The sequence below is a fragment of the Alcanivorax sp. HI0083 genome (assembly GCF_001635175.1).
Genome location: NZ_LWFX01000286.1, coordinates 1 through 640, shown reverse-complemented (window position 1 = coordinate 640; position 640 = coordinate 1). Strand labels below are relative to the sequence as shown.

Genomic DNA, 640 nt, shown 5'->3' with positions numbered 1-640 from the left:
CTATCTGTTCCGTTATTGATCGGTCTGTGCGGGCAGGCCGGTGGTAACGGCGTTACGTTTTTCCAGGCTGCGGCCGGCCAGGAAAATCAGCAATCCGCCCATGGCCAGGGCCGCCCCTACCAGGCCGGTGGCGGACCATTGTGCGCCCATCTTGATGGTGACGCCGGCCAGCCAGGCGCCCAGCGCATTCGCCAGGTTGAACGCGGCATGGTTCATGGAGGCAGCCATGGTCTGGGCGTCTTCTGCCACATCCATGAGTCGCGTTTGCAGGGCCGGGCCCAGTGCCATGCTGGTGCCGACCAGCCCCACGAAGAGGATGGCGGGCAAGGGCCAATCGGCGGCAAAGTAAAAGCCGGCCTGAATCAGCGCACACCAGATCAGAATACGCGGTATGGCACGCAGCAAGTTGCCGTCTGCTGCGCGGGCACCGGCAAAGTTACCGATGATGGTGCCGATGCCGAAGATCATCAGCACCATGGGGCCCCAGCTTTCCGCCATGCCGGATTGCTCGGTGAGGGTGGGCATCACATAGCTGAACACCGAAAACATGCCGCCGAAACCGATGCTGGCGACCCCCAGGGTGAACAGCACCCGCTGTTTGACCAGCGCGGACAATTCGCGACGTGGGCTGGCGTTCGGG

The 640-nt window shown here is 63.3% G+C and carries 1 pseudogene; it reads right to left on the bottom strand.

The annotated features are described in order from the left end of the window. Nucleotides 1-12: 12 nt before the first annotated feature. Nucleotides 13-640 (bottom strand): annotated as a pseudogene (locus A3754_RS27060) (MFS transporter); the annotation flags it as partial.